Source organism: Psychrobacillus sp. FSL K6-4046, assembly GCF_038624605.1.
In the GTDB taxonomy this organism is placed as follows: domain Bacteria; phylum Bacillota; class Bacilli; order Bacillales_A; family Planococcaceae; genus Psychrobacillus.
In genome coordinates this window covers 966,248-991,613 of sequence record NZ_CP152020.1, presented here as the reverse complement: position 1 = coordinate 991,613, position 25,366 = coordinate 966,248, and the positions used below count along the sequence as shown (strand labels likewise).

29 protein-coding genes are annotated in these 25,366 nt (G+C 36.1%); 9 read left to right on the top strand and 20 right to left on the bottom strand.

Going from position 1 to position 25,366, the window contains the following annotated elements; genetic code table 11:
* Positions 1-31: 31 nt before the first annotated feature.
* On the bottom strand, positions 32-2,647 hold the full coding sequence (locus MKY09_RS04745; RefSeq protein ID WP_342567717.1) for an Ig-like domain-containing protein: 2,616 nt from the start codon (positions 2,645-2,647) through the stop codon (positions 32-34).
* Between the two features lie 196 nt (positions 2,648-2,843).
* Here MKY09_RS04745 and MKY09_RS04740 point away from each other — a divergent pair, with 196 nt between their 5' ends.
* On the top strand, positions 2,844-3,356 hold the full coding sequence (locus MKY09_RS04740; protein WP_251555848.1) for a ClbS/DfsB family four-helix bundle protein: 513 nt from the start codon (positions 2,844-2,846) through the stop codon (positions 3,354-3,356).
* Positions 3,357-3,372: 16 nt separating this feature from the next.
* Positions 3,373-3,627 carry a hypothetical protein gene (locus tag MKY09_RS04735; protein ID WP_169359759.1) on the top strand — a complete coding sequence of 85 codons (255 nt, stop codon included), beginning with the start codon at positions 3,373-3,375 and terminating at the stop codon, positions 3,625-3,627.
* 100 nt (positions 3,628-3,727) lie between these two features.
* On the opposite strand, the gene MKY09_RS04730 is transcribed toward MKY09_RS04735, so the two are convergent.
* The 5 genes from MKY09_RS04730 to MKY09_RS04710 all read right to left on the bottom strand — a co-directional run bounded on the left by MKY09_RS04730 (position 3,728) and on the right by MKY09_RS04710 (position 7,596).
* Positions 3,728-4,216 (bottom strand): hypothetical protein, encoded by a 489-nt coding sequence (locus MKY09_RS04730; protein ID WP_342567716.1) that lies wholly within the window; start codon positions 4,214-4,216, stop codon positions 3,728-3,730.
* Positions 4,217-4,260: 44 nt separating this feature from the next.
* Positions 4,261-4,956, bottom strand: a complete 696-nt coding sequence (locus MKY09_RS04725) for an ABC transporter permease (RefSeq protein ID WP_342567715.1) — start codon at positions 4,954-4,956, stop codon at positions 4,261-4,263.
* Entirely contained in the window at positions 4,949-5,872 is a 924-nt protein-coding gene (locus MKY09_RS04720; RefSeq protein WP_342567714.1) for an ABC transporter ATP-binding protein, read from the bottom strand. Before MKY09_RS04720 ends, MKY09_RS04725 begins: the two co-directional genes overlap by 8 nt.
* A gap of 91 nt (positions 5,873-5,963) precedes the next feature.
* Positions 5,964-6,899, bottom strand: coding sequence for a sensor histidine kinase (locus tag MKY09_RS04715; RefSeq protein WP_342567713.1), 936 nt, complete (start codon positions 6,897-6,899; stop codon positions 5,964-5,966).
* A gap of 1 nt (position 6,900) precedes the next feature.
* The gene (locus MKY09_RS04710) at positions 6,901-7,596 is read right to left on the bottom strand and encodes a response regulator transcription factor (RefSeq protein WP_342567712.1); all 696 of its coding nucleotides are present in this window, start codon (positions 7,594-7,596) and stop codon (positions 6,901-6,903) included.
* Positions 7,597-8,381: 785 nt separating this feature from the next.
* Here MKY09_RS04710 and MKY09_RS04705 point away from each other — a divergent pair.
* The 3 genes from MKY09_RS04705 to MKY09_RS04695 all read left to right on the top strand — a co-directional run bounded on the left by MKY09_RS04705 (position 8,382) and on the right by MKY09_RS04695 (position 11,012).
* A complete protein-coding gene (locus MKY09_RS04705; RefSeq protein ID WP_342567711.1) occupies positions 8,382-9,008 on the top strand; it encodes a Type 1 glutamine amidotransferase-like domain-containing protein in 627 nt (208 codons plus the stop codon).
* Positions 9,009-9,453: 445 nt separating this feature from the next.
* Positions 9,454-10,437: a papain-like cysteine protease family protein gene (locus MKY09_RS04700; RefSeq protein WP_342567710.1), complete on the top strand. Its 984-nt coding sequence runs from the start codon at positions 9,454-9,456 to the stop codon at positions 10,435-10,437.
* 176 nt (positions 10,438-10,613) lie between these two features.
* Positions 10,614-11,012: an MFS transporter permease gene (locus tag MKY09_RS04695; RefSeq protein ID WP_342567709.1), complete on the top strand. Its 399-nt coding sequence runs from the start codon at positions 10,614-10,616 to the stop codon at positions 11,010-11,012.
* 143 nt (positions 11,013-11,155) lie between these two features.
* Here the strand turns inward: MKY09_RS04695 and MKY09_RS04690 are convergent, their stop codons facing one another.
* The 9 genes from MKY09_RS04690 to MKY09_RS04650 all read right to left on the bottom strand — a co-directional run bounded on the left by MKY09_RS04690 (position 11,156) and on the right by MKY09_RS04650 (position 18,370).
* A complete protein-coding gene (locus tag MKY09_RS04690; RefSeq protein WP_342567708.1) occupies positions 11,156-11,650 on the bottom strand; it encodes a hypothetical protein in 495 nt (164 codons plus the stop codon).
* Positions 11,651-11,761: 111 nt separating this feature from the next.
* Positions 11,762-12,535, bottom strand: coding sequence for a hypothetical protein (locus MKY09_RS04685; RefSeq protein ID WP_342567707.1), 774 nt, complete (start codon positions 12,533-12,535; stop codon positions 11,762-11,764).
* A gap of 30 nt (positions 12,536-12,565) precedes the next feature.
* The gene (locus MKY09_RS04680) at positions 12,566-12,985 is read right to left on the bottom strand and encodes a DUF2262 domain-containing protein (RefSeq protein WP_342567706.1); all 420 of its coding nucleotides are present in this window, start codon (positions 12,983-12,985) and stop codon (positions 12,566-12,568) included.
* Positions 12,986-13,420: 435 nt separating this feature from the next.
* Complete coding sequence (locus tag MKY09_RS04675; RefSeq protein ID WP_169360232.1) at positions 13,421-14,143, bottom strand: amino acid ABC transporter ATP-binding protein; 723 nt, start codon at positions 14,141-14,143, stop codon at positions 13,421-13,423.
* Positions 14,136-14,792 carry an amino acid ABC transporter permease gene (locus MKY09_RS04670; RefSeq protein WP_169360233.1) on the bottom strand — a complete coding sequence of 219 codons (657 nt, stop codon included), beginning with the start codon at positions 14,790-14,792 and terminating at the stop codon, positions 14,136-14,138. Before MKY09_RS04670 ends, MKY09_RS04675 begins: the two co-directional genes overlap by 8 nt.
* A 46-nt stretch (positions 14,793-14,838) precedes the next feature.
* A complete protein-coding gene (locus tag MKY09_RS04665) occupies positions 14,839-15,639 on the bottom strand; it encodes a transporter substrate-binding domain-containing protein (protein WP_169360234.1) in 801 nt (266 codons plus the stop codon).
* Positions 15,640-15,645: 6 nt separating this feature from the next.
* A complete protein-coding gene (locus tag MKY09_RS04660) occupies positions 15,646-16,971 on the bottom strand; it encodes an aspartate aminotransferase family protein (RefSeq protein WP_169360235.1) in 1,326 nt (441 codons plus the stop codon).
* 435 nt (positions 16,972-17,406) lie between these two features.
* On the bottom strand, positions 17,407-17,811 hold the full coding sequence (locus MKY09_RS04655; protein ID WP_169360236.1) for a hypothetical protein: 405 nt from the start codon (positions 17,809-17,811) through the stop codon (positions 17,407-17,409).
* Positions 17,812-17,821: 10 nt separating this feature from the next.
* Entirely contained in the window at positions 17,822-18,370 is a 549-nt protein-coding gene (locus MKY09_RS04650) for a GNAT family protein (protein WP_342567705.1), read from the bottom strand.
* 131 nt (positions 18,371-18,501) lie between these two features.
* Here MKY09_RS04650 and MKY09_RS04645 point away from each other — a divergent pair, with 131 nt between their 5' ends.
* Complete coding sequence (locus MKY09_RS04645) at positions 18,502-19,206, top strand: class I SAM-dependent methyltransferase (protein WP_342567704.1); 705 nt, start codon at positions 18,502-18,504, stop codon at positions 19,204-19,206.
* A 7-nt stretch (positions 19,207-19,213) separates the two neighbouring features.
* On the opposite strand, the gene MKY09_RS04640 is transcribed toward MKY09_RS04645, so the two are convergent.
* On the bottom strand, positions 19,214-20,065 hold the full coding sequence (locus MKY09_RS04640; RefSeq protein ID WP_342567703.1) for a DUF2268 domain-containing putative Zn-dependent protease: 852 nt from the start codon (positions 20,063-20,065) through the stop codon (positions 19,214-19,216).
* Between the two features lie 151 nt (positions 20,066-20,216).
* Between MKY09_RS04640 and MKY09_RS04635 the strand changes: the two genes are divergently transcribed.
* On the top strand, positions 20,217-20,465 hold the full coding sequence (locus tag MKY09_RS04635) for a hypothetical protein (RefSeq protein WP_298470716.1): 249 nt from the start codon (positions 20,217-20,219) through the stop codon (positions 20,463-20,465).
* Between the two features lie 180 nt (positions 20,466-20,645).
* On the opposite strand, the gene MKY09_RS04630 is transcribed toward MKY09_RS04635, so the two are convergent.
* Positions 20,646-21,398 carry an SDR family NAD(P)-dependent oxidoreductase gene (locus tag MKY09_RS04630; RefSeq protein ID WP_342567702.1) on the bottom strand — a complete coding sequence of 251 codons (753 nt, stop codon included), beginning with the start codon at positions 21,396-21,398 and terminating at the stop codon, positions 20,646-20,648.
* A 531-nt stretch (positions 21,399-21,929) separates the two neighbouring features.
* On the opposite strand from MKY09_RS04630, the gene MKY09_RS04625 reads away from it, so the two are divergent.
* Both MKY09_RS04625 and MKY09_RS04620 read left to right on the top strand, forming a co-directional pair.
* The gene (locus MKY09_RS04625) at positions 21,930-22,121 is read left to right on the top strand and encodes a hypothetical protein (RefSeq protein WP_342567701.1); all 192 of its coding nucleotides are present in this window, start codon (positions 21,930-21,932) and stop codon (positions 22,119-22,121) included.
* Between the two features lie 59 nt (positions 22,122-22,180).
* Positions 22,181-22,690, top strand: a complete 510-nt coding sequence (locus MKY09_RS04620) for a helicase (RefSeq protein ID WP_342567700.1) — start codon at positions 22,181-22,183, stop codon at positions 22,688-22,690.
* A gap of 131 nt (positions 22,691-22,821) precedes the next feature.
* On the opposite strand, the gene MKY09_RS04615 is transcribed toward MKY09_RS04620, so the two are convergent.
* From MKY09_RS04615 to MKY09_RS04605, 3 genes are read right to left on the bottom strand one after another with little or no spacing between them, the layout of a single operon-like run.
* Positions 22,822-23,955, bottom strand: coding sequence for a bifunctional cystathionine gamma-lyase/homocysteine desulfhydrase (locus tag MKY09_RS04615; RefSeq protein ID WP_342567699.1), 1,134 nt, complete (start codon positions 23,953-23,955; stop codon positions 22,822-22,824).
* A 4-nt stretch (positions 23,956-23,959) separates the two neighbouring features.
* Positions 23,960-24,889: a cysteine synthase family protein gene (locus MKY09_RS04610; protein ID WP_251556873.1), complete on the bottom strand. Its 930-nt coding sequence runs from the start codon at positions 24,887-24,889 to the stop codon at positions 23,960-23,962.
* A complete protein-coding gene (locus tag MKY09_RS04605) occupies positions 24,890-25,360 on the bottom strand; it encodes an S-ribosylhomocysteine lyase (RefSeq protein WP_169360242.1) in 471 nt (156 codons plus the stop codon). It abuts the gene before it with no gap.
* Between the last annotated feature and the right edge of the window lie 6 nt (positions 25,361-25,366).

Genomic DNA, 25,366 nt, shown 5'->3' with positions numbered 1-25,366 from the left:
ACTTTAGCAACATTCTTTTGTGCTGCTGCTTCTAATTAACTTGTGACAATATTGCTTTTGATGGCGTTTGATATTTCACATAGCCGCTAATGTTAGTTATAAAGAGGTCTCCACCCACACCATACTGCCCTCCATACTTCCTATCATATCTGTAGACTCGATATACTTCCCCTGGATTTAATATCCGTTGAAAGACGAGCTTGTCCCCTTCACGCTTCCAAAGGTTGATCTTTTTTGTAATTGTAACAAGTCCAATTTGCCCTTTCTTTAACTGCAAGCCTTTCCAAAAAACAGGTTTTTTAGGTATTATCTCTTCTTCCTTTATAGGTAAAATAGTTACAATACTTGCTTCCTTGCTTTTGTTTTTAGATTTATCCTCAGCAATGGCCGTAAATGTATCTCCTACACTCGGGGCTGAGATTGAGAGCTTGAAAATACCATTTTGATCAGCGAGAGTGTCTCCAATATTCCTAGACATTCGTTTGATTGTTACTTTTGCATGGGCTTCTGTTTTACCACTAATTTGCAATGACTCACTTGTCACATTGTCCAATATCGGCATAGCTGGTGGCGTTACATCTTGTACAGTCGTACTCAGATTAGTGCTCTCTCGTCCTTCTTCATTTTTGGAGTATATAATAATAGAAATACCCTCCTGAAGCTTCCCGGTGTAAACTTTAAAAGTCCCTTTGTCGCTGACTTTTTGGGTGAGTTCCTTAAATGACTCAGCTTCTCTTGAAGTAATATAGACAGTGGTATGGGGATCTGCAGTACCTGTAATGTATTCTGTTTGATCAGTAACACTTTCTATATCCGGTAAGGTTGGCTTTTCTGTTTTATAAATTGGCATAGTAATTACATTGCTCTTTACTCCCAGTTTGGACTCTGACCAAACCTGTAATTCCTTCAGGCCCTTAAGATTTGGAAGAGTAATCGTTAACCACCCCGAAGGTACAACCTCTGCAATTACCTTTCCATTACTCGCTATTACCACTTTATCTTCACCGTATGTATATACTTTCATCTTGTTTGTTTGCAGTGTAATATCCCCATCAATACTAGGGTCGTATGGTTTATAATGTTTGTTTAAAACAGTTAACAAAGTTGAATGGGTAAAATAAGGATCCGTTGCACCTTTAATAGAGTATGTAACAGTTGTACTCCCTGCTTTTTTTGCTAAAATATTTCCCTTTTTCGTTAATTCTGCTACCTCAGGGTCTGAAAAATTTACGGTCAAATTACTTGTCTTAATCTCATCTCGCCAATATTCATCACTAATCGAAACCTTTGATAAAATCGGCCCATCATATACATCGCCAATAGACATTTCTATTGGTTTTAGTTTACTTAACTCAAATTGAAAATATCCTATAAATTTTTTAGGATTTTGTTCATCAAAAACATCAATTAAATTATATCCCGAAAACAAGGATTGCAAAACTGGTAGCTTGGTCATTTCACTAATTGAATGAATATAGTTGGATTCCGCATAAATTGTCTCCAATGAAGGAAAAAGATTAGCATGCTCTCCTAGTATATTAATGTCAAAAATTATATTACCATCTATATCTAAATCTTTTAAGTATTGATAAGGTCGTTCTGTTTGTACTAGAGGTGATAAATCAGCAATCTCGTTTCCTCTAAGATTTAGTTTTTCAATCGAGGGAAATAGAACCGAAAGCTTCTCGGCCCCTTCAATCGAAGAAAGTTCATTTTGACTGATGTCTAAACTTTTTAGGTATACCATGGGTTCCTTGATCGCACTAAACAAGGAACTAGCATCCCTGTTTGATATCTTTAACTCCTCTAATCGTGACATATTATTAAGATAATCATAATTGGCTTCAATATTAAATAATCGAAGTGTCTTAAGCCTTGTTAGCTTTTTCAAATCATCTCCATTAATCATTTTAGGTTCATCACGAAAAGCAACGAGAGTTAATGCCTCTAAATTAGACAGAGACTGTAAAAAACGAGAGTCCCCATTAAAGTCCACAAATAATTTTTTCAACTGCGGTACATTTGTTAATGCCCCATAATCAGGAATTGAGACGTCATCTAAAGCCAATGACGTAAGCTGTTTCATCCTCTCAATTCCAGCCAGTGAAGTAACTTGACTTCCACTTAGTTGGAGCGTTTGTAGGTTTTTTAATAAAGAAATGGACTGTAACGGTTCATTATTAGTAGAGTTAATCACTAATTCCTTTAAGTTCGGCAGAGTTGCTAATGGAGAGAAATCATTTGAGTATGTACTATATAATTTTAAACTCTCTAGACTTTTGATATTGGCTAGTGGTGTAAGGTCAGCAATGCTTTGCCCACTTGCATGAGTGTTTTCAATATTTAACTGTTTAATATGTAAACCTTCCAGTCCCTCCAGACCTTTAAGAGTCCTGACCTCCCCAGCATATCCGTTCCCAAGTGTTAAGACTCCATTGTTGTTCTCTAAACACGTGGAAATACGATCGATGGTTGTATTCTCGTGAAATTGACTGTCGCATAAGTTAACATAAGTAGCTAACTTTTCTTGTAGTAGAGGATCCTCTAGTTGTATAACTTTGTTTCCATTTAAATCAGAAGCATATACTGGTGAATGTAAACCCAGTAAAAATAATGCAAAAAAAGTGGTTAAGATAGTATGCTTCATGTTAGAGTTCCTCCAAAATTTTATATATTCTCCTTATTATCTTAGAATAATATAAAAATAGATATAGTTTAAATTAGTTCTAAAGCACTGAATTAAATTTTAAAATTTCATCAATCGCTCTATCTCCTATTTCTGAATTTTGTTACAATATTCTCATTCCAATGTTAATATTTATTTATATAGGAGGAAGTTATACTTGATGGAGAAAAGTGAAAAAGAAATTCTATTGCTAAATAGCAACAAAGCCTTTGAATCTTTGCTTAAAATAATTGAATCTATACCGAGTAGAAAAAGGGGTACCTCCATTGAGACAAATGAAAGAGATAAGAACTTTCGTGATGTGTTAATGCATCTGTACGAATGGCATGTAATGCTGGAGAGATGGTATAGAGAAGGTATGGATGGAGACATTCCTTTCATGCCAGCACCTGGTTATAAATGGAATACTATCAAGCTACTAAATCTGCAAATTTGGGAAAACTATCAAGAAGTAACGTTAGCTCAGGCTATAAAAAAGGTGAGGTTAAGTCACAAAAGAATAATGGATTTAATTGAATCACATACCAATGAAGAAATTATGACGAAAAGATATTATAAATGGACGAAAACAAGTAACTTACACAGCTATTTTGCAGCAAATACTTCCAATCATTACAGCTGGGCAATTAAAAAATGTGAAACTATTGGAATGTCTATAGCCTGCTCATAAAGAAAGGTGAATTCAAATGAATTTAAAGCATTTTCTTTCTAGCGTTTCAATACCGTTTTCTATTATTCTATTTTTATTTATTGATGAATATATATACGACTTGCCTACTTTAATGGGAGCCTTATTGGGAGCCCTCTTTGTCGCTGTAGCTATTACAGTTATTCAATCTATATCTTTACTAGACAGAGAACTAAATAAATTTACCTATGGAACTTTATGGATAGTAACTTTGGTTTGTATACTAGGTTCATTTTATCTCTTTGATTTGTAATAATAGTATCGCTGTATGCCGTGATGTAACTTCCGTTTTTTTTCATCCCCAAAATAAAAAAGAAGGCAGTGAAACTATCACTCCATCTTTTTTATATTGCTTAATGATTAACAATTTCTAATACCTCTTCATGTATATTCACTGCATAGTTGTATAAACGCTCATTGATCTGTTCTTCTAAATTTCTATATTCTTCATCTGCTCTCTCCACTACAATTAGGTACTCCGCTTCTACTTTTTCAAAATCAGGATCCTCAAATCCACTATTTTCTATGGTTAAGTATCTCTTCAACATTTCTTCTAAATAGACCTTTTCGATTTTTGCATAATCCCCCGCACCAATCAGCTCCAGCATTTTAGTCAGTCGACTTACGTATTTTTGGATACCCAATCCTTGCATTGTTTCTGATAACCAATTGAGCAAGGCTTCATGGCCTCCACTTTCCATTTCACAAAAGTAACTAAATAAAATAAATATGTCATCCTTTTTTTCATTTTCGGTCGGAAAAGCATAGTTTACATAAGCAGCAGATAAAACAGCATTCCAAATATCATCATTCGTTTGTAACTCACTTCGATTTACTTTCATTTCTCAATCCCCTGACTGCAGTTCTAGCTAACCTATACGCTAACCTATACTCCTATATCGATTCTATCTATATTTCGAATAGCAAGATATGCAATAACTAAACCGATTAATGCCAGTGACAAAGGTATAACAAATATATCATTCAATGAAAATCCACCATTATTACTGGTAACTAGCACTACAATTAGAATAGATGTAATAATTGTAGTAGGTATGGAATATTTCTTCATACCAAAGTAAAGAGGAATTAGCGACATACCAGAAGCTGCAACTGCATACATCAATACACTAACACCATGTTCTTGAAGAAGCGAAGCCGTTAGCGTATCAGGAATTAGCTGATAGTTTACACTAACGAGGCAATAGACTGACGTAATAAATAGATTCGAAATAATGATCCATGTAAAAGTAAATATAAATACAATAGCAAGCTTTGCCGTTATTATTTTTTTCCTACTAATTGGATACATAAATAATGTTGTAATTGTTTTATTTTTGAATTCTCCTATGATTAACTTCGCTATTAATGTGGCAGCGAAGATGATAAAGGTTCCCCTCACAAATGAATCGATAACCGTTAAGACCTCCTGGTAATTTACAAAGTCCTGGTCACCTTCTACTTTAGATATATACGCTATTAGAAATATAAACCCGAGAATAACAAAATTAGCAATTACAGCGTTAACCGAATAGGAGCCCAGTTTAAACTTTTTCATCTCTAGCTTCATTAGCTTAAACATTTACTACACCCCCATTGACTAGCTTTAAGAAGTATTCCTCTAATGTACTTGTCTTTTTACTAATGGCCTCTATTTCAATATCGTGTTCATACAAAACCTTGGAAATCATTTGTGGTGTGAGCGTTGAATCGTATATACGAATACAATGATCGTCTACTAATTTAAAGTTAACTAAAAGTAACTTCTCACTTAGCAGGAAGGAAGTTTTCTGTATGTCTTGAACAACCAGCTCGATGTAGTCGGTTTGACTACGAGTTAATTGTGCAAGTGAAATTTCTTGAATGAGTTTCCCATTGTTGATGACTCCAATTGTATCCGCTAATTGCTCTATCTCTCCTAAAATATGGCTTGAAACAATAATGGTAATGCCATATTCCTTAGAAAGCATTCGAAATAAATCTCTCATTTCCTTTATACCTTGAGGGTCTAGCCCGTTTATTGGTTCATCTAAAATAAGCAATTCCGGCTTTGTGATAATTGCACGTGCAATACCCAGCCTTTGCTTCATCCCCAGAGAGAATTCTTTTACTCGCTTGTTTCCTGTGTTTACTAGACTAACCATATCTAATACTTGCTCTATTTCATTTTGATTATAATAACCCATGTAATCGCAATGAAGCTGAAGTGTTTCGCGTGCAGTCAGCTTATCATAAAAAATTGGATATTCAATTATGGATCCAATTCTTTTTAAGACCTCGAATGATTGATCGGTTAGCCTTTCGCCAAATATTTCTATTTCACCATTTGTCGGTTTTATAAGATTGGTTATCATTTTCATGACCGTTGTTTTACCTGCTCCATTAGGACCTAAAAACCCGTAAATTTCTCCCTTTTGAACATTCATATTAACAGAAGAAACGACTTCCTTACCTTCGAATACTTTTGTCAGATGATTTGTTTTCAATATATATGACATTGAATCCTCTCCCTCTTCGTTCTATTCTTAGTATAGAAAACGAACCTCTCTTTTTTATTACTTCCATCTTACGAATTTCTTAAGTTATGCTTTAAAAAGTAATTCGCTTCAGGGTTGCAGTAAAAATTGTCTTTTCATGAGGGATACTTGATAGATGAATAGAGCCTCCCATTATTTCAAGAAGCCGCTTTGTAATTGTTAGGCCTAATCCACTGCCTTGGAAATGTTTATTCCTAGAATCGTTCATCGTATATGTTCTTTCAAAAACCCAATCGATATGATACTCTTCGATTCCTTTTCCCTTATCCCAAATATCAATATAAATATTGGACTCATCGTATCTCAACGTTAACCCGATGTTTTTACCGTCTGCACCATAGGTTAATGCATTGGATAATAGATTGTTTAGAACTCTATCTATTGCCTCCTCATTACCAAATGCATATAAATTGTTTTCTGGTATCTCAATTTCAACATGCATGTGCTTTGCTGTTATCAGATCATAGAAGGATAAAATGTTCTTACGACATATTTCATTTATGTTTACCTTAGATAATGGGTATTGTTGGTCCCCTGCCTCAATTTTCGCCAAGTCAAAAAAGGTATGGATAATTTTAAGTACTTCATTTGTTTTAGTATGTAGTTTAACAAGGAGCTGTTGCCGTTCTTCTTCCTGTAGGGAGGGAGCAATTTCTAGCATTTCAATATATCCTAAAATGACAGTTAACGGCGTTTTCAAATCGTGTGAAACATTGGAAAGCATTTTTCGCATGGATTCTTCTAGCCTTGTATGAGTTGCAAGTATTTTTTGTTTTTCGTCTAATAACTCGTTAATTGTATTCAATAGTTGCCGGAGCTCATCATGCTCGGTATGTGCTAAAACTTTCTCTCCTGAATTCTCCTGGATGATGCCATGAAGCTTTTGGTGCGTATAGGCAATGCTAGAGGTGAGATTTCTTTTTTCTTTGTACTGGAAACCAATGAAGGCAAACAATAAAATAATAGTGGAAGATAAAAAGAGTACCATATTAAAAACCTTCCAGCTTATAGCCAATTCCCCACAAGGTTTTGATATACCTCGGGTTTGATGGTTCTTCTTCTATCTTCTCTCTAAGCCTTCTCATATGAACATTAATGATATTCTCATCCCCGTAGTATTCATCATCCCAAACCAACTGATAAATCTGCTGTTTAGTAAATACACGGTTTTGATTGGAAGCAAATAGTTTTAAGATAGCAAACTCTTTCGCAGTAAGCTTTATGTGTTCCTTTCCCTTCGTAACCATAAAGTTAGTAACATCTATCTTCAAATCCCCTATTTCAATTACATCCTCGTTTACTTGCTGCTCCCGTGAATATTGTGTTGCTCTTCTTATCGCAGCCTTTACTCTTGCAGATAGCTCGAGTAATGAAAAAGGCTTGACAAGATAATCATCAGCCCCTAAGCCCAGTCCTAATGCCTTATCCACATCGCTATCCTTTGCCGACATAATTAATATAGGCACAGCACTAGTTTCTCGAATGATCCTCAAAACTTCTAAGCCATCTAGCTTTGGCATCATAATATCTAAAATGATCAAGTCAAAGGCAGAGGATTGATTTTGCTTAACCGCTGCTTCTCCATTGTTCACACTCGTGATGATAAAGCCCTCACTTCTTAAATATTTCTCAACCATTTCACTAATGGATTCATCATCCTCGACCAATAAAATTCGTTTAGACATTTGTTCCACCTCATTTAGTCCATTTTCTTTTAATCATAGCTAATTTATGGAAGTAAATATATATAAAACTAATTTTTCTTACTGTTTATTTTAGGCTCTGTTAAAGGCTAGGGTTGGTTTTTTTCATGAAGCGATTTAGTTTGTGAAATGTTACACTTAAACTAACGCAGCAGGTTAGTTGAAGAATGTTGTTTAACTTGTAAGAAAATCTTTTGTTTAAAAAAACAGTTTTAAGAAGGTGAAAGGTCTTGGAAAGAAAAGTTGAATTAAAACACTTTTTACTAGGTGGGTATACAATTGGTTTTGTGGTAGGATGCTTAACATCTCTTCTGTCAAAGATTAGCACTACCGTTAATCTCAGTTTTTCCTTTGAAAGTATTTTTTGTATTGTAGTAGTTTTACCAATAATTTATTGGATGTATCGTTATTCAGGAATGGTTTTCGATGACCAAACAATGAAAATGAAGTTGTTATATGCTTTTATATTACTATTAGGTTTTTCTTTCGGAATATTCTTTTTTGAATTACTTTTAAGTTAATAATTTGTCTCTAATAATAGAGTATTGTAAAAGTGCTTTTAAACAGAGAGAGCCCCTTTTTCTATTCAACTAACGAGGTGCTTTAGTAAAGATCATAGGGTTGCTTAGGCAACTCTTTTTACTTATTGAATTAATGAGACAGTTTAGTTGAAGAGTGTTTTTAACTTGTGTTCAACAATCTTGCCATTTAACAGAAAAGGAAAGCTTAGAAAGTGAGCAATTGAAATCCACAATAAGGGGGACAATATGAAATTTTATCTTTCATCTTTTAAAATTGGAAACGAAGAACGGAAGCTAATCGAATTAACGAAAAATGGGAATAAAAAAGTAGCATATATCAATAATGCATTAGACTTTGCGACTGATTTAGAAAGAAAAAATAAAAGTGATGTTGCAGACGTAAGTGAACTGCAAAGAATAGGTTTCACAGTGGATATTTTAGATTTAAAAATGTACTTCCATAAACCCGAAGGATTGAAAGAAAAGCTTGATCAATACGATGTTATTTGGGTAAGAGGCGGCAATACTTTTATTCTTGCTCAAGCAATGAGATTAAGCGGTTTTGATGAAATCATTAAAAAGTATTTTAAAGATAAAAGAGATATTCTATATGGGGGATATAGTGCAGGTTGTTGTATTCTTGGACCAACTTTAAAAGGCATTCACTTAGCAGACGAACCTGAGCAGAAACCTTACGGTAATGAACATCAAACTATATGGGAGGGTTTATGCATTTTGGATTATGTAATTGCCCCACATTATAAATCAGACCACAAAGAATCTAACGATATGGACCGAGCAATTGATTTTATGATCGAGAATAAAATTCTATTTAAAGCATTGAGGGATGGAGAAGTAATCATAATTGAATAGACCTATCGCTGTTCTTATTAAACTAACGGGTGCTTTAGTAAAAAATCAATGTCAAAGCAAGATGAGCTGGGAGGAAATATCCTAGCTCATTTTTTATGTATATTTAAAATCAGCCTTTACCTTTAACATAGCTTTATGTTAATAAGCTGAGCAAATTTCCTTAAAAGCATTTTACAGATTAAACACGAACATTAACTATTTATTGATTGGAGTGACAGGTGAATGCTAATCGCTCACCCGGCGTAGGGTGTCCAGCTAGATGTAATTTAAACTATTATTAAAAAGCATATAAATTTCATTATTCTTTTTTCATTGTTCGTATTTGACTTAAAGCTAATTTCAAAATAAAGTAAAAAAATAATATAAATCGATCTATTGATTTGTTCCCTACTTTCTATATAATAAATTCTTGTGTTTCAAAAAAAGAAGAAAAGGATGGGGATAAATGAAAAGAACCCTTACAGCAGTTTTAGCATCCGCAATGCTATTATTATCTGCGTGCTCAGAGAACACAGATTCACAAGCGGAGGTTAACAAGGAAGTAGACACAAAAGCGTCAGCCGAAACTACTGTGGCAGTTAAACCAACTATGATTAAAGGCGAAGACTATGATGAAAACGGCGGTGCTGATGCCTATGCAGAAGCTGGCGATAACAAAGAGTCTCGTTATTTTAAAGCCCCTGATTTTTACAACATGAAATCAGATGATCAATTACTACTAATCGAAAATTTCCAAACGATGCAGCAAACAACGGAATGGTCTTGTGGACCTGCTACCGCATTAATGGTCGCTAACCATTTTGGCTTCACAGACATGACAGAAATGGATATTGCTGAGCAAATGAAAGCAATGACCGACTTGGACACTCCAGGAGCAAAGCCTGGTTCTGCAAACAACTTCCCAGAATACGGGACAGACGTTAGCCAGCTCCATAATTTCTTTACTAGTCTAGAGGGCTTTAAAGTGGTAGAGACAAGCTATAAAGTGAATTATGCAGCAAACGATCTAATTCAAGAAGCAGATGGTGCAACCGGAAATAATGTAGGAAACCTTCCTGCTACTTTCACATGGAACAGCTTATATGCTTCTGAAAATAGTGAGACTACTGAAGCATGGGTAACAGATGCTAAGGATAGCTACTTTGTTAAATGGTTAACTGGCCATCTTTCTAATGACCGACCAATTATGGTTGAGTGGGCAGATTGGGATGGACATTGGCAAGCCATTATTGGATATGATAATAATGGAACACCAGGTATTGGTGATGACATGCTTATCTTTGCAGACCCGTATGATACATCTGACCATTGGCAGGACGGATATTACTTCTATCCATTAGAAAGATGGTTCGGTATGTGGAACGATCGTAACATTGCACCAAAACCATTCCAATTACAGCCTTACATCGTTGTGGATTATACTAAATAGATTTAAAAGAGAGTCATGACATTGTCATAACTCTCTTTTTTTTGTTAATACTTAAAAAGTAATCACTAAACAGTTTCTAAAAATCTGTCGATTGCTTTCTACTCTCTAATTTCATATGATAATAAAGCAAACAATCAACACGTTGTTCAGTACTTTATTATAAAGGAGAATGTTAAGTGAATAAAAAATATATTTTTATGTTCGGTTCATTAATTATAGCTTTAGGATTGGTGATTGCAGCGCTAGTTACCGGTGACGATATAGTTACTTATCTAATGATATTCTTTTGCGTAGGTTTAGGTCTTGCTTTACTTCGTTTAGTAGTAAATGGAGCTATCAAAAAAATGAAGGGAAAAAGCATCTGGACGAAACTTCTCTTTTTTACCGTTCTCTTAGGTTTTGGTCTACCATTCCAAAACTGGTTCCGTAAAGACGTAATCTTTGCGATGGATTCTGATTACATTGTTCGATGCATCATCATCACTGTAATGGGAATTATCTTTATGACGTTCCTTTTTGGGATGCTGTTCACTAAGAAACGTCAGATGCAGGTTGAAGTAGATGTAGATAAGTAAGCAGGGAAAAGCACTTACTGCTTTCAGGAGATATTCTTATATAAAAAATAGCCCATCTTTTGCATATATAAATGTCAAAAAGGGGCTATTTTTTATAGGGCTTAAATTTAACGAATGTTTAGCTAAGCCAGTAAAAGTGCTTCTTACTCCTTAAACTCTATTAAATCTGCAATTATATACTGTTTTTCTACAAGCTCTTTATTGTCAGTCCATGAAACTGTAACTTTTGAATCCTCGAACGCTTTTTTAATGTCCTCTTCCGATAATCCTTTTGCATAAAAAACAACTTCTTGCTGATATTCTGCAAAATTTTCACTTGGATTATCTTGTTCACCCCCACTTCCATGCCAATATCGATCCACTCCATCTATACTATTCAACGTATTTCTCCAGTCTACATCAATTTCCATTTGACGATCTTTAACAGCGTTCGTATTTTCCATAAAAAATTTAAATTTTAATACTTTAAAGTCTTCTTGCTTTGGATCATTTAAATCCTTAGTGCCACCAACCCTACCATATCCCTCATCACTAATAGGGGAAATTATCGTTTCCACCTTTACTTGTGGTTCATTATTACAAGCAGTCGTTAGTAATAGAAGCAAGAAAACTAAGAACAATAAGCTATACCGTTTCATACTTTCCTCCTCGCAAAATAATTCAATAACTCTCTATACTATGTAAAAATAAGTCTAATAATAAATTAGCTTTTTATTTATAAACCTGATAGGCAATGAGTACGTTTAGAGTCACGTTTTATTTTCTTTTAGTTGCTTTAGTAAATAAATACATAGCGGATTTATATAGTCAGCCTTACAATAATCACTTAATAACAATCTATTAAGCCCTCTACTGTTAAATGGAATTGTTTCTACTCTTTTGAATTCTGGAAGTTCTCCTTTACTATATAATTCATTTTTATAATGTTTATGTATTTCTTTTACTTCTTGAGAAGTTAAATCAATGGTTACTCGATTTATTAAAACTAATGATTGGCCTCCACGTTTTATTAGCCATGGACTCAAAGGTGACAAACACATTATTTTAGTAAGGTTAATACCTAGCTCTTCTTGTATCTCTCTTATTATATTTTTGTGTATATTAATATGCCCTTCTTCTAAATCATTTTTGTCTAAGCCACCAGCAACTAATTGAATTCGATCCGGATTGGCTGTTCCTTCATTCATATGACCATAAACTAGATGTTGGTCCGAAGTAAGGACAAGTGTAGCAGGATAGACAACGGTGCAGTCGTACTCCGCTGATAACTCCATTTTCCTACTATAAAGAAAATGAGCATAGTCAGTGTGGATAAGGGTAATGAATAAATCATTTTCATCTTCTTGAATTTGATGAACAGTAAAGACCTCCCCTCTGCTAAAAGTATTTTGTCTGTTGATCGTTTCCCAGTATTGATTTACTTTTGACTTAATTTCGTCTGGTAAGTTTATTTCCTTTTCTAAGACACTGATTTTTATATTACTAGGTGACTTTTCTAAACTAATAGTGTTGGAAAATGTCATATGTTCCTCCTGATCATAATATTATTTCGTTCATCCGTATATTTGAGCTTCTTGATACAAACCGTTTTCATCAACATCTACTACTATCGTGTGACCCCAGAATAAGTCCCCGTCGTCATAGTACAATTCGGCATTTCCCTCACCAAAAATTAAAATCCCTTGTATATTAATTCGTTTTTTAAATTCATCCTTACTGATTATTTTGCCTTCATTCCATACTTCATTATGTAGTTTTAATAAATCCCCTGCTATTTTTTCTTTATACGATTCATTCTTTATTCTTATTTTCCCAAAAGTATTTTCGGCTAATTTAAATACTAGTTCTTTATCATATGACTCAGGAGAAATAGTTACATCTATAAAATAATCAGTCGCTATTTCCACTATTCCATGATAGTTTCCTCTCTCCTTGTCATAGACCAGCCCATCAAAATTCAATCCACTGTTCATATTTACACCCCTTTACAAATTGAGGATTGTTTACTTTCATTATTTCATCACCCTCTATAATTCTACAAAGCTAGTAAAATCCCTTTCTTTATAGCTATCCTTATTTAATCTAATTTGCTTTATCCAAACTATAGGTTTTGTAAATTTTTGTAAGGTGCCAATGTATTTGAAGTGTTACACTTAAACTAATAGTTCAGTTTGTGAATAAATTGCTCAGTAGTAGATGGGATGGATGAATCATTAATATAGATACTGATTCACTTATTCAAATTATAATTATTTGGGGACTGCCGGCTTTTATGGTTTTTAGAGGTTATTTAAAAATGAATACTGAAATAGTCCTTCCCTTCATACCCTTACAATTAACAACAAAAAAGCAAGCCCAATGTTTTGAGCTTGCTGTAGTCTGCTTTGCTTTTATTATTTCTTAAATCCTTATAAAACCTTCTCTAAAAACTCTTTTGCACGCTCTGACTTTGGAGAGCTAAAGAATTCGACAGGAGGGGTGTCTTCGACTAAAACTCCACCATCCAAAAATAAAATACGGTCTGCTACTTCTTTTGCGAAGTTCATCTCATGTGTCACGATGACCATTGTCATACCTGATTCTGCTAAGTCCTTCATAACAGCTAAAACCTCTTTTACCATCTCTGGGTCTAAGGCAGAAGTTGGCTCATCGAACAACATAACAGAAGGGTTCATTGCTAACGCACGGGCAATTGCTACACGCTGCTTTTGACCGCCTGATAAACGATTTGGATATTCCGAGCGTTTCTCAAAGAGTCCGACTTTATGTAAGAGGTCATCTGCAACAGCTATTGCCTCTTCCTTTGATTTTCCTTGAACATTCATTGGTGCATACGTTAAGTTTTCTAGTACCGTTTTGTGAGGAAATAAATAAAAATGTTGAAATACCATTCCTACATTTTCACGTACCTTCATAATATTAGTTTTTTTATCTGTTACAACATCATTGCCTATACTAATCACACCACTAGTAGGCTCCTCCAGTAAATTCAAGCAACGTAAAAAAGTAGACTTACCAGAACCAGAGGGCCCTATGATTGCAATTACTTCCTGTTCCTTAATTTCAGTGGATATGTTTTTTAAGACTTCATTTTTTCCAAATGATTTATATAATTTTTCTACTTTAATCACTTCTACTCATCCTCTTTTCTAGCTTTTTGCCAAGGAATGATAAAATAAGTGTAAGGATATAGTACATCACTCCAGCAATCATTAATGCCTCTAAGTAACGATAAGAAGATCCGCCCACGACGTATGCACGGCGCATAATGTCTAGTGCACCAATTACTGTTACAATCGCTGATTCCTTCGTTAATGTGATAAATTCATTCATAAGGGAAGGCATGATATTTTTCATCGCTTGAGGAAGAATAATATCCTTCATCATCTTCGAATAAGGTATACCCAAAGCTAAAGAAGCCTCTAACTGCCCCTTATCAACAGCATTAATCCCACCACGAATAATTTCAGAGATATAGGCACCTGAATTTAATCCAAATGCTATAATTGCTGCTGGCATCGGATCTACCGTAATATCAAAAAGCTGAGGAATCGCATAGTAAATAATCATTAATTGTAATACAAGGGGAGTTCCTCTGAAAATAGATGTATAAAAATCTGCTAATAGACGTAATACAGTTATTTTCCCTATTTTACATAGAGCTAACAAAATCCCTAAAATTAAACCTAAAATTGTGGCTCCCACAACTATTTGAAGTGTAACACCTATTCCTTTTGCAATATAAGGAATAGAGGGAACGACTGCAGAAAAATCTAACATATCGTTACCCTCCTTTCTATTCAAACTATTATATTTTTTATCTATATTATTCTGCTTCTACTACAAACCATTTTTCTCTAAGCTCGTCAATTTTTCCTTCTTCAATTAACTCATTAATAGCTTTATCAAACTTCTCTTTCAGCTCACTGCCTTCAGGGAAAACTGCTGCTTTAGTATCTATTTCTTCTACTACTATTGGGAAGTAAGTTAAATCTTTGTTACGCTGTGTATAATTTTCAGCTACTACATCCTCTATAACGGCTGCATCAAAACGCTTAGTCATTAGCTCTTGAATAACCTCTGGGATTAAGTTACGGCTCTCCACTTTCATGTCTACTGTTTCTGCTAATTCATTTGCTAGCTCTTCTTGAACAGATGAGATTTGAACCCCAACTGTTTTACCAGCTAAGTCTTCCACTGTTTTAATACCACTGTCTTTTTTAGTCACTACCATTTGTACTGTTTCGTTGTAAGGGATAGAAAAATCTACAACTTCATCGCGTTCTTCTGTTGGTGACATTCCTGCTAATACGAAGTCTAATTTACCTGCTTGTATCGCTGGGATTAATCCGTTGAAATCAATGTTTTCTACTTCAATCTTATATCCTAGCTTTTCAGCGATTAAATTGGATAGGTCAATATCAAAACCAATAATCTCTTCGCTCTTTGTTGGATCGATAAATTCAAATGGTGGATAGTCAGCTGAAGTCCCCATTTTTAATACTGGTAATTCCTCAGAAGGTGTAGAACCCGATCCAGCATCCTCTTTCGCATCGTCTTTAGTTCCACAAGCAGCTAGTAAAGCAATAATCATTGTTAGCATGATTAGAAATAACTTGTTTTTCATAATGTTTTACCCCTTTATCTCATTTATTTTTATTTCATTTGTATATCGAATAATTGCTTTTTCAAGCATTGTTAAGCCATCATCAATTTGTTCCTTTGTTACCGTTAATGGAGGTATCATACGGATTACTTCACCGACGTTTCCACAAAGATAGAAGAGCACGCCTTCTTCTAGTGCATAGTCAAGAATTTTCATCACGGCTTGTCCATCTGGCTCTCCAGTTTCTATATTAGAGATTTCGATACCAATCATTAAACCGACAGAACGGACATCGCTAATGATTGGATATTTTTCTTTTAGCACGTTTAACTTTTCAGTTGCATATGCTCCTACAACTTTAGAGTTTTCTACTAGGTTCTCTTCATGGAGAATTTCTAGTGTAGTTAAGGCAACTGAACAAGCAATGGGATTTCCACCGAATGTTGTCCCATGCATTCCTAATGGCCACTTCTTCATTAATTCCTTAGAAGCAACGGTTGCACTTAAAGGTAAACCAGACGCAATTCCCTTTGCAATGGCCATAATATCGGGAGTAACCTCGAAATATTGTGCAGCAAACCATTCTCCTGTTCTTCCGAAACCAGTTTGAACCTCATCAAATATTAATAAGATTCCATGCTCATCGCAAATTTCTCGAATTCGCTTCACCCATGATTTAGGAGGGATAATGTATCCACCCTCACCTAGTACTGGCTCTAAAATAACGCAAGCAACTTCTTCTGGAGTTACTTGGTGCTTAAAGAGTCTCTTAAAGTCTTTATCTAGCTGCTCTACACAATATACTTCTGGATCCATTCCCTCTGGACAGCTCTTCGCGTCTGCATAAGGAATCTGGTACGATAAATGAGATGGCTGTAAAAATTTTCGATACTTACTTTTAGACGTTGTGACACTTAGTGCACCAAGTGAACGACCGTGAAAGCAGCCCGTAAATGAAACAACATACGGTCTCTCTGTTACAAATTTCGCTAGCTTTAATGCTCCCTCGATAGCCTCTGTCCCACTATTGGCGAAAAAGAAACAGTCTAAATCTCCTGGTAACACTTCTCCAAGATTTTTGGAAAGCTGTAGAATCGATTCGTACATAATAACTCCTGAAGGCCCATGAACTAATTGATCCGCAGCATCTTTAATACTTTGAACTACTTTCGGATGACGGTGTCCGGTATTTGTAACGGCAATACCTGATGTAAAGTCTAAATATTTCTTTCCATCCGCTCCAAAATAGTAGCAGCCTTCCTCTTTAACTATTGGAATATTAGGATGATCCTTTGCCATACTCGGTGCTAAAAAATCTCCCATATTATTATATAAATTTAGCCAGTTATCCATCTTATTCACCCTTACTTTTCATCCACTATCAGATAGCTATTAATTTAGTAATCTGTTTTATTTCTAGCTAATGGATTTTTCTAATATTTATATAATATATGCCTTTATGTATAATTATACAATAGGTAATTTAGGGAAATTAAAAGTTTAAATTTCTCGAATTTTCAATTTAATGAATTTGGGCATTACTATAAGAAGAAAACATGAGGCGGATACATAATCAACCTAGTTTCAGGCACTTGAAATAGTACAGAGATTTTCTTTATATAGAGGGAAACACTATTGGTCCATAGCTAGTCTAGGGGACAGGCACGTGGGAGAGACTACTGGCTCAGACCACGTACCACAGGAAAGTGTCAGACGTAGCGGATAAACTGCGGCTATGAGGTAGACAAGAAAGCCCCGAAAATTTTTCGGGGCTCTACTCCTCATACCTTAAATATGCTCAGTAACTTCTCGGTTCAATAACCATTGCCCATTCCTCTCTTCCCAATCCTCTATTGTAAAGAATCGAGTCAGCTCTTGTCCGTTCTTTTCAATAATCATTTCATAAAACACAACGAATCTGTTAGGATCACGTTGTCTAATAATACGATGCTCAAATCTTTTCTTTGCACCCTGCAACGCTTCCACTGACTCTCTCATTCCCTGTATAGCTTCGGGACGGTCAAAGAATTCTGGTCTTTCCACATGACTATTAAAAAAAGTAACATAGTAATTATTAGTCATGATTTCAAGACCTGCAGTATCCCCTGAATACATCGCTACGTTCCATGCCTCAATGAAGTCATCGTGTGCTTTAGAAAATTGTTCAATAGACGTTTGAAATAGATCTGCCATCATATTCCCCCTATGATTTTGTATTCCATTCACGATTCAACATGCTGTAAAGAAGTGAATTTCTCCACCCATCTTTTAATAGGATATTCTCCCTTAATAATCCTTCTTGTTTCATACCAGCTTTTTTTAATACTCTTTCAGACGCACTATTTCTGGCATCGCAGGTAGCATAAATACGGTTAAGTTTTAAATCGTTAAATCCATAATCCATTAAAATATTGGCAACCTGGGTAGCTATACCCCTTCCCCAAAAATCTGGATGTATTATATAGCCCATTTCTCCACTTTTGTTGGACAGGTCAATATGAAATAATTCACCTGCTCCTATCATTTTGCAATTTTCTTTATCAATAACCGCAAACACGTACCTATTTCTTGTTTCCTTCTTGGTCTCTGCTAAAACTTCCTCTAAATAAGCTTTAGTGTCCTCGAAACTATTTGGTCCCCATGGTTGGTATTTACAAACTTCTTCTTTTGATGCATACGAATGAATATCTATCAGATAGTCATCTGTCATTTCAGTTAAGTATATGGTGCTATTTCCTGGTCCATTCTCCATTTTTGAAATCTCCTATTTCTATTACTCTTTCTTTATTTAATTCTCTTTAACCTACTGTTTTTCCTTTAATCAACCTAGCAGATTAGTCTTTTTGTGCATATGCTATTGTAACTAATTTAGGAGGTTGCTTCATGTCAAATAAATACCTAGATTTACTATCTTATTTTGGAATTGGAAGTGCGCATCCCGGAGGATTTGGATTAACACAATTTATATTAGGGAAAGAAAAAATTCAGGCAGCTCAGTCAGTATTAGATATAGGGTGCGGTACAGGAAAGACCTCCGCTTTCTTAGCTACAAAATATGGGTGCAAGGTAACTGCGGTCGATAATCATCCGATTATGATTGAGAAGGCGAGAGAAAGGTTTAAACCATTGGAGGCTGACGTTCGCCTAATCGAAGGAGATATTACGTGTCTACCATTAGAAAGCGACTCATTTGACGTTATTATTTCTGAATCGGTGCTTGTTTTTACGGATATTGCACTAGCGTTGAGGGAGGCTGCTCGTCTATTAAAAAAGGATGGAAAGCTACTGTTGATTGAAATGACGGGATCTTCCGATGCTTCGGAGGAAGTAAAGCATAAAGTGATGGAGCTTTATGGGATCCAACAACTGATGGATGAGGAAGAGTGGAAAGAAATTTTAAAAAAGGCTGGTTTTTCACATATAGAAGTTTTAGAAAACCCAGCCGATATGAACGCAGTAGAAATAGAAGACATGAATCCATCCAGTTATATTGACATGACACTATATGACGTCTGGGATGAGCATAATCAATTTTTAACTGATTTTGGAAACATGATAGGCTTTAGAATTTTTAAATGTCGGTTATAAACAAAGATTAAGTCTTCGGAGCAAAATCAGAACCGTCTATAATTTCCTTAGTTGGTTTCTGATATAATTCTCCCTTCGGAAATGGTCCGTGATTTTTTACGTAAGTATCGACTATTTGATAGCCAATATTGTAGCCTATCCACCTTGGAAAATAACTTCTTGGACGACCAAATAAAAATAGCTGATGATTTTTTACACCTTCTAACCCTAGGGATGGTATGAATCGGTGCTTCCATATCTCGGTAGCATCCGCGTAAGGATAAAGCGCTATCCATGGGGCTAGCAGCTTTTCCCCACACTCCTCTTTTACAGCATACTCTCCCAAGCCTTCAATAATCAAAGAGTCTGCCAATGTTGTTTGGGAAGGGGTAAGATCTAAGAAATTTAATCTGCATACGTGATTATATTCATGTACTAAGGTCGCCTTTATCTCTTCTTCTGAAAGGTCCTTCGATAAAAATAAAAATAATGCTTTTTTATAAGCAACACCATTTTTTACCGGTAAAGGCTCTCTTGCCTGACTTGTTCCTTTTAATTTTATTGGGAATATATAAATCGGAACTTTTGGACCACCCCACCGTTTTCGTAACCGTTTGTATTCGTTGTTTACTAATTCCCAAACCTTCCTTTTTTCTAGCTCGCCTACCGTATCGGATAAGCCTTCCCATTCATTTGGCTCAAATAAACCGTATTGTAAAAGCTCATAGTGCACAGCCTCTCTAGTTTCATTCGGGAAAACCTCCATTAGGGGTTCACATAGGATTTCCCCTTGCCGAAGATAGATTTCCTTCCCATCTTTCTTCTCGCATGCTTCTATAAATTGATATAACCATTTAGAGGTTCTAATGACAGCCAACATCTCATCCTTTTCTCTTTATTCTTTTATATGTTCGATTTGCTTGAAAACTTATGTCTATAGTACATAGACAATTGTCTACCGTGAAAACTTTCATACGGCATATGTTATAAAACATACTTGTATGTAATTTTTTGAGAGAGGGGGACAAAAAATGAGTCAGTCACAAGTGTATAATTTATGCTGTAAATATCATGGACAAAGAGTACGAATCACAGATAAACAAGGAAAAGTACATGTAGGAAGAATTACTAAAGTAGATCAAAACATGGTATGGATTCGTCCTGAGAACAACCTTGGAGGATATGGATTTGGTTTCTGGGGCTTCGGACCAGGCTTTGGTGTTGGTATTGCATTAGGTGCGATAACTGGTATCGCGTTAGCTGGTGCCTTTTTCTGGTAATACTTCTCGTTTGCATTTCTTTCTAAATGGGAATAGGCTCGGACCTATTCCTTTTTTCATTTTTGTCCGACTAGGATAGTTCTATGCTTACCTAACAAGCTCTCAACTACTTATATAAAAAGCACACCACAAAAGTGGTATGCCTTAATGTTATAGTATGCAATTGTCTAAATAAGTTACCTAGACAGCAGTAAATCCTCCATCAATTGGTACAACAGCACCATTTATATATTTTGCCTCACTCATCAACAGGAACGCCACTAATTCTGCAACTTCCTCTGGTTGTCCTAAGCGACGCTGTGGAATACCCGCAGAGACCGTTTTAAATAGCTCAGGATTCGCTTCTCTATATTGTTTCACCATAGGAGTTTCCGTTGACCCTGGTGCCACTGCGTTAATCTGAATACCTTGGCTTGCATATTCTGCTGCTATGGATTTCGTAATTCCTACGATACCATGCTTCGTTGCCGAGTAGCTCACGACACCATCCTGCCCTACTAATCCAGCAGTAGAGGAAGTATTCACGATGCTACCTCCGCCATTCTTAATCATTTCAGGTAGCACATAGTATAAACCGTATAAAGCGCCTCGAAGATTTATATCTACTACAAGGTCAATCTGTTCAATCGAATTGTCCAGGAATTTCTTACCTGGGCCAGAGATACCTGCATTGTTAAAGAACATATCCACTGATCCGAAGGTTTCCACTGTTTTTTCTACATACTTTTTAACCTCTTCAGCCTTCGTTACATCGGCTTTGATAAAGATGGCCTTAGCTCCTTTTTCTTCTACCAAACGAACCGTTTCATTTCCTTGCTCTTCCGAAACATCAATAATACTAATATTGATGCCTGACTCAGCTAATTTTAATGCAGCCGCTCTTCCTAGGCCGCCACCTCCACCTGTAATAATTGCTGTTTTAGTTGTATTCATTTAAATTGCTCCTTTCTTTCTATACTTGTCTATCCTTAATAATTCCCTATGTCATTGGAATAAAACATTATTTTGCGATAGAAAAAAACAGAAAAATTACTTTTAAATTCCACATATTTGTTACATTCAACTCAACATTCATATATAGTTAATAGATGGAATATTTAGTAATTTAAATTAATTTCATAATCCCTATTTTTATAGAAGAACACGAAGACTAAAGAGAAACCAATTAAAATCATATGCTATTCAAAGAGTAAAGTAGAATTGATTTTCGCTCTAGTCGGACGCTTTCCGTGGGGTGAGCGATAAGCCATCACCCATCGCTAACGCGCGTGGTTGTGATGTCTTATCTGTCTCACTCATCCCACTGGAGTCGCCGCCTGCCGCTACAATCAATACAGAGATATCGTTCGTGTTTAATTCTTGAAACGCTATTTATGAAATTAACTCATTTATTTAAATTTTAGAGGATTGAATTAAAATCTTTAAAAGAAATTCTTTGGACAATTTTTTGGGGGGCGGAGTTAAGTGGAATTTATATTACTATGGATTCTTGGTTTAATCATTTTGTACGTAGTCATTTATACAGCAGTGAGGGATGCCATAGAAAAGTCCGAGGTCGGTAAAATTATCATTAAAAGGTTTGGAACAAAAGATGAGCTAGTACCATTAAGTGATTTAGAAATTGAAAAGGAATTAGAAAACGAAGAAAGAAAATAAAGCTACGATTCTACCTAGAATAAAAGAGGTTTTACTGATTTTAAGGAGGGACACTAGATTTGGGTGACTCAGCTATTACTAGAACGCTAGAGATTGGTGGACTAACAAAATTTCAGCTTATTCAGAAACTCGAAAACCATTCCATTAGGATGAATGAATACGCAGAGAGGCTACTATCTGATGACAAATTTACCCCTTCTAAAACTACGTACAGTGTTACTACGGTTTCACTAACCGTCAGGGAACTTGGTTTTCCAGAAGGTGCCACTATGCCACAAATTTTTAAACGCGCGCATGATGTAGGTTTAGCTCTATGTCCGCTTGAGGTAGGTCCTTACCTAAGGTTAGAGTATCTTGACCAACCTGAAGGAAATACAAAAATTCAAGTCCCGCAACAAGCTCCTTCTGGTTCACTTACAATAGCGTCAGAAATAGTCAGTGAAGACGATAATTTTCCAAAAGGCTTTTACCTTAGAAACATCGATGGATTATTGTGGTTACGCGGATACATCGCAGATGATTTACACGTTTGGAATAATGAGGATCACTTTATTTTTTGTTGCCAATAAAAAGAGACCCCTAGTAGTAAAGGGGTCTCTAGAAAACTATTCTGTATGTCGAATGAGTTTTATCACCGTTTGTGAGATTTTATCACCGGTAGGTTGTTTTTTAGGATTGGATCACTTACCTCCTGCTTTTTCTAAGCCAAGGCTTGCTCTAAATCTTCTATTAAGTCCTCTACATCCTCGATGCCTACAGAAATGCGAACTAATCCATCGGTAATACCTAATTTTGCTCTTCGTTCACTCGGAATAGAAGCGTGAGTCATACGGGCAGGTACGGAGATTAAGCTTTCTACAGCTCCTAAGCTTTCTGCAAGTGTAAAGTATTTCAGCTTCGCCAACAGCTCATCTGCTTTTTCTGCACTTCCAACGTCAAAGGAGATCATTCCTCCAAATCCTGTAGCTTGTTTTTGCATCAGGTCGTGTCCTGGATGAGAAGAGAGCCCAGGATAAAATACTTTTCCGACTGCATCGTGATCATTTAAAAACTCTGCTATTCGTTGGGCACTTTCATTATGCTCTTCCATACGTAAGCCTAATGTTTTAATGCCTCGCATCAGCAGCCAGGAATCCTGCGGTCCGAGCACAGCACCAACGGAGTTTTGAACAAAATGCAGCTCACTCGCTAGCTCCTCGGAATTAACCACTGCAAGACCTGCTACTACGTCACTATGGCCTCCTAAATATTTTGTGGCACTATGCACGACGATATCTGCACCAAGTGCAATTGGTTGTTGGAAATAAGGAGTCATAAACGTGTTATCCACTATGGTTAAGAGTCCCTTTTCCTTTGCATATTTTGCTATAGCTTCTATGTCTGTTACCTTCAATAAAGGATTTGTTGGAGTCTCCAAGAAAATAGCCTTCGTATTTTCTTGAATAGCTGCCTCGACATTAGAAAGATCCCCTGTATCGACGAATGTAGAATCGATTCCAAAACGATTCAATACTTTAGAGATCACTCGGAATGTTCCGCCATACACATCGTCCGTTAATAGGACATGGTCACCCTTACTGAAGAGCATCATGATCGAGCTTGTCGCAGCCATTCCCGAAGAAAAGGCAAAGCCTGCTACTCCCCCCTCTAAATCACTGATTAATACTTCTAATGCATGTCGAGTCGGGTTACCTGTTCGTGAATACTCATACCCTTTAAATTTACCAACGGCTTCTTGCTTATACGTACTCACCTGGTAAATCGGTGTGGATACGGCACCTGTTGCTTCATCTCCAACGATTCCTGCATGAATAAGCTTTGTTTTTGCGCGCATTTATTTATTCCTCCTTGAATAATTCATATACCTTCTGGCTCAAATAGCGTTCACTAGAGTCCGGAAAGATGGTAACGATATGACTTCCCTCTAATGCCACCTCTGCTTCCTTCATTGCTGCGTAAAAGGCAGCACCTGAGGAGCTTCCCACCAGTAAGCCTTCTTTTTTGGAGAGTCTACGCAACTCTGCAAAGGCGTTCTCATCACTAACGGTATGAATGGCATTGAAGTAAGATGAGTCCATAAACTCCGGTAAAAACTCCATGCCTATTCCTTCGGTTGCATGAGAGCCAGCTTCTCCACCATTTAAAATGGAACCTACAGGCTCTACGATTACTGTTTTTATTTTTTTATTCCGTTCCTTTAAAAAGGTGGACGTGCCCATAAAGGTTCCACCCGAGCCAGCTCCAGCTACAAACACATCAATTTGTCCCTCTAAATCTCTCCATAGCTCTGGACCAAGTGTATGCTCATAAGTTTTTGGGTTAGCAGGGTTAGAAAATTGAGAGGGCGAAAAAGCACCTGGTGTGACTTTCACTAGCTCCTGCGCTTTCTTAATAGCCCCTTGCATACCTAATGCTGTGTCCGTATTAATAACTTCTGCACCCAGCGCTCGCATAAGGGTCTGCTTCTCGAGACTAAACTTTTGAGGAACTACAAACTTAACCTTATACCCCTTCCCAATTGCAGCCAGTGCAACACCAATTCCGGTATTCCCTGCTGTCGGCTCTATGATTGTCCCACCAGGAGTAAGCTTACCGGATTTCTCTGCATCCTCGATTAACGCTAGACCAAGACGATCCTTCACGCTACCACCTGGGTTTAGGTATTCAAGCTTTGCAAATATGCGGCAATTGTTAGGAATAGATATATTATTTATTTCTATTACGGGTGTATTTCCTATCAGTTCTTGCACGCTATTAAAAATATTCATTTATGCTTCCTCTTTATAAATTTGTCGCCATTCATCTTTTTTAGAAAGCATTTCAGAAGCAATTTCTTTTGCTCCCTCTAAACTATGGCTAGCTGCCCACCCGCACTGTACCTCATTACAAGCCGGTACCTCCGTTGCTTGCAGTACATCCTCTAACGTCTTTTCAAGAATGACAAGAATCTCATCATAATCCTCATGATTTATGACGGATAAGTAAAAACCAGTTTGGCAGCCCATTGGACTTAAATCTACGACTTGATCCGTATGGTTACGAATATTTTCAGCCATTAAGTGCTCCAGAGAGTGTAACCCTGGCATTTCCATATGTTCTTTGTTTGGTTGTTTAAATCTAATATCATATTTGTATATTTCATCGCCATGTTTTCCTTCTTTTGTTCCTGCTAAGCGTATAAATGGTGCTGCTACTTTTGTGTGATCAAGGTTAAAGCTTTCTACGTTCATTTTTTTCATTATAAA